This window comes from Candidatus Eisenbacteria bacterium, from assembly GCA_035712145.1.
In the GTDB taxonomy this organism is placed as follows: Bacteria; Eisenbacteria; RBG-16-71-46; order RBG-16-71-46; family RBG-16-71-46; genus DASTBI01.
Window position 1 is genome coordinate 1 of the sequence record DASTBI010000084.1, and the last position, 3610, is coordinate 3610.

At 65.2% G+C, this 3610-nt stretch carries 4 protein-coding genes; all 4 read right to left on the reverse strand.

Features of this window, described 5'->3' with window-relative positions:
- A partial coding sequence (locus VFQ05_05120) for an SGNH/GDSL hydrolase family protein (protein HET9326135.1) occupies positions 1 to 647 on the reverse strand: 647 nt, incomplete at its 3' end.
- Between the two features lie 41 nt (positions 648 to 688).
- The gene (locus VFQ05_05125) at positions 689 to 1774 is read right to left on the reverse strand and encodes a hypothetical protein (protein HET9326136.1); all 1086 of its coding nucleotides are present in this window, start codon (positions 1772 to 1774) and stop codon (positions 689 to 691) included.
- 51 nt (positions 1775 to 1825) lie between these two features.
- A complete protein-coding gene (locus tag VFQ05_05130; protein ID HET9326137.1) occupies positions 1826 to 3016 on the reverse strand; it encodes an ATP-binding protein in 1191 nt (396 codons plus the stop codon).
- 395 nt (positions 3017 to 3411) lie between these two features.
- Positions 3412 to 3610, reverse strand: a 199-nt coding sequence (atpC, locus tag VFQ05_05135) for a F0F1 ATP synthase subunit epsilon (protein ID HET9326138.1), incomplete at its 5' end; no start/stop codon positions are given.

The following is a 3610-nucleotide window of genomic DNA, read 5'->3' on the forward strand; positions in this document are numbered from 1 at the left end:
GACCTGGAGCGGCCGGCCGGCAGTGGCTCCTTCCATCCTTCGTCCGTGCCCGGCAACCCGAGGGCGTGCGCGAGTGCCGCGGCAATTCGCTCGTGGCCCAGGGCGTTCGCGTGAATGCGGTCCTCGCTCCACAGCCTCCGATCCGTCGCCACCGGATGGGCGGCGAAGTCGAGCAGGATCACCCCGGTGCGGCCGGCCACCGACCGCAGCGATTCGTTCATCGCCCGGATCCGCGGCGCGAGCGGACGGGCGAGCGGCAGGACCGGCGTGAGGTCCGGAAGCGTGAAGGTCAATACCGTTGCTCCGCACTCGACCAGCGAGCGCTGAATGTGCTCCATGTCCGCCGCGACCTGCTCGAGGTCGAAGCGCCGGGCCATCACGTCGTTGGTTCCCGAGAAGACCGTCGCCAGATCCGGTCGCATGGCGAGCGCGGGACCGAGCTGCTGGTCTCGTATCTGGCGAGTGGTGCGACCACGGACCGCAAGGTTCGCGTAGAGCAAGCCGCCCTGAACCTGCGCGATGTTCTCGGCGAGCCGTTGAGACCATCCGCGATAGCCGCCGCGGCCGTCGGGATCGTCGAGTCCCTCGGTGGAGCTGTCGCCGATCGCGACGTAGCGCTGGAATCGGGGTGGAAGTGCACGGTTCACACGCGTGATTCTATCGGAGATCGCTTCTTCCGTTCCCCTGCTCAGGCCGGCAGCTCGGTGATCTCTCCGGTCTCGAGATCCATCCGGTACCGCCAGCTCTCCTCGACCTCGATGGTCGGATAGCGGGTGCCGTTGAAGGTCACCTTCACCTTCGCGTCGTAGTGCGCCTCCTTCGTGCCTTCCGACGTCTCCTCGAAGGCGTCCGCCACGACCTGCCAGAGCAGGACGCCGCTCAGGGGATACGGGTTCTGCGAGGCATCCTTGAGCTGGCGCAGGTCCTCCAGGGAACCGGCGGCGCGCAGGTCGTAACGGCGCGACGCGGACCCGTCGAGCGCCTCGTACGCTGCGTTGGCGGTATCGTTCGCCACTCCGTCCACGTGGAGCTCGGTCTCGGACGGGAGTAGGCCGCTCACGTCGAGGAAGCGGCGCACGCCGATCGAGGCCCGGTGCTCGGCGGTCGTCAGGTGGCCGCGGGCGCGCGCGTCGGCCGTGAGTCGGCTGGTCTCGCCGTGGATGTACCCGGCCTGCTGGTTCCCGCCGGCGTCGAAGAATGCGATCGACAGCGACCACGAGAATCCGGCTTCGTCGTTGACGGCTCCAGAGCGAAGCCCCTGCGACGCCCGCGCGCCTTCGGCCACGATCTGCAGGCTCGTCCCGCCCAGGCGGTCGATCGGCACGCCGTGCTGGCGCGAGAGGCTCGCGGCGAAGTGGCCGGCGAGATCCTGGGCGGCTTGCGCGGTGAGTGCATCGCGCTCGTTCGGGCGGGCGGACGTTGGGGTGTCCTTGCGGTCGCACCCAAAGCTCAGCGCCGCGAGGACAACGACAGCAAGGACAGAGGCGGGCGGGCGATGTTGGAACTCCATGGTGCACCTCCGTTCAGCATGGTGGCGGGTGGCCGCTAGGCCTCGAGTCTCCTGACTCACCGACTCCGCGTCAACGCGATCGCGTAGTGCTCCTCGCCGACGATCGCGGGGTCCCAGAATGCGCGAAGTCGACGCCAGCGGATCGACGACCGGGGAGATGCCGAGCTCGGCGATCGAGCGCTTGAGCACCGTGGTGGCGTCGAGGTGCGAGAAGACGAACGCATAGTTCGTGAGCGCTTCGGCCAGCGCGCCGATGATGACCAACGAGGTCGATTGCGCGATTCCCGCAGCAAGGACGGATGCGTCACCAACAAGTCAGTTACGCCAATCGTCTCCAGGCATCGAGCGGCGCAGGTACTGATCGAAAAGCGGCACAGTGAACGCCGTGTCCCCATGGGCAGGACTCCAGATCATTCCTTTTGAGATCAGTTGGTTTCTAGTCGGAGCGAGTGACGTGACCTTGCGTCCGAGCTGGTCCGCGATATCGCCTGAGCGATGCGGGCCTGCGCCGAGCTCGGCCATGGCTCGTAGATAACGCTTCTCGAGAGGAGTGAGTCGATCGAACCGAACTCCGAAGAAGCTCTGGTCGAGTGCGGCGATGGCAATCCTTGAAGCGTCCTCGACGTTCTGCAGGGTGATGGGCGATGCCGTGGCCGCGTCCCAAGCTTGCTTTCCCCATTCCTGGAGAAAGTAGGGGTACCGTTGCGTTTTCTCGATGATCCGCGCCACCGCAGACGTCTCGATGTCCTCATCTTCGTCGCGGACCGGCTTCTCGATGGCTAGCCGAGCAGCCTGCTCATCGAGAGCCCCCACTTCTGGGAAGTCGAACAGGCGCTCCGCGTAAGACTTCGCTTTGCCGGTCTGTCCTCGAAGCTGCGGTAATCCAGCTCCGACCATCGTGATCGGGACTTGTCGCTGCGCACATCGGTGAAGGGCAGTGATGAGAACCGCCAACTGCTCCTCTGGCACGTACTGGAGCTCATCCACGAAGAGCACGACGGCCGTCCCGTCCTCACGCGCGGCGGCCCCTACCGCCTCGAGCAAGGTCGGCAGGTCTTGCTCGAGATCGCCGTTGTCAGCGAGTCCGGCTTCCGGGTCGAGGTCGAGCCCGACTTCGATGTCACCGAATTTCACCTTGAGAGCCTTTGCGAATCCTGCGAGCGCCCGCAGCCCACGTTCAGCAAGGTCCTTCGCTTTGGCGGAGCGACTGAGCCCCAGCAAGACCAGCCGGAGTTGCGGAGCCAGCAACGCAGGAAGCGATCTGCCTTCTGGCGCTTCGAGCCGAACCGCACGTATGCCTGCGGCGATCGCGTCCTCACTCATCTGGTGGAGGAGGACGGTCTTCCCCACGCCTCGAAGCCCCACCATCAGGACGCTCTTTGCAGGCTTTCCAGCCCGTATCCGTTCGATGGCGATCCGCACCTGTTCGCGCAGGTGGTCGCGGCCCGCGAGCTCGGGAGGTGGGGTTCCGGCGCCAGGGGCAAAAGGATTGCGGATGGGGTCCATGGCGCCAGTTTATGGCATTATTAGTCAGTTTACAAGAATGATATAAATCGACTAACTACCACATACTCACTGGGCTTGCGCTGCAGCTGGGGGGCCTCACTCCATTCGCCCACCCACGCTGTCGTCGTAAGGACGTGGCTTCCGGTGGTCCACCGGCGCCGTTGTAAGACTCAATGGACCGTCGCGAAGACATCAAGAAACTGGAAGGCGAGTCGCCTGATCTCGACGTCGTGCTCGAGGCCAGCCATCGCCCAGCATCCTTGCTGCGGCGTTGCTGCCAGACAAGTGGAAAAGAAACCAGACGGAGCCAGGACTGCTGTCGAGGATCAGTCGAATCGCTCGATGGCACCACCGCGGGCCTTGACCGCCTCGTTCATGCGTCGTCTCGAGCGCGATCAGCCTATCGAGTCAGCCAAGACGGTCGCTTTGTTGTGACTCACCTCGAAGAAGCCGCCGCTCACCTCGAGCTTCTCGTTCTGGCCGCCGGCGCGGCGGATGGTGAGCATGCCCTTCGCCAGGTTGGCCACCAGCGGAGCGTGGTGGGCGAGCACGCCGAAGTAGCCGGCGGTGCCGGGAACCTCGACGTACTCGACC

Coding starts and splice junctions, on each gene's coding strand:
- VFQ05_05130 (HET9326137.1), bottom strand. CDS start 3,016: ATGGACCCCATCCGCAATCCTTTTGCCCCTGGCGCCGGAACCCCACCT.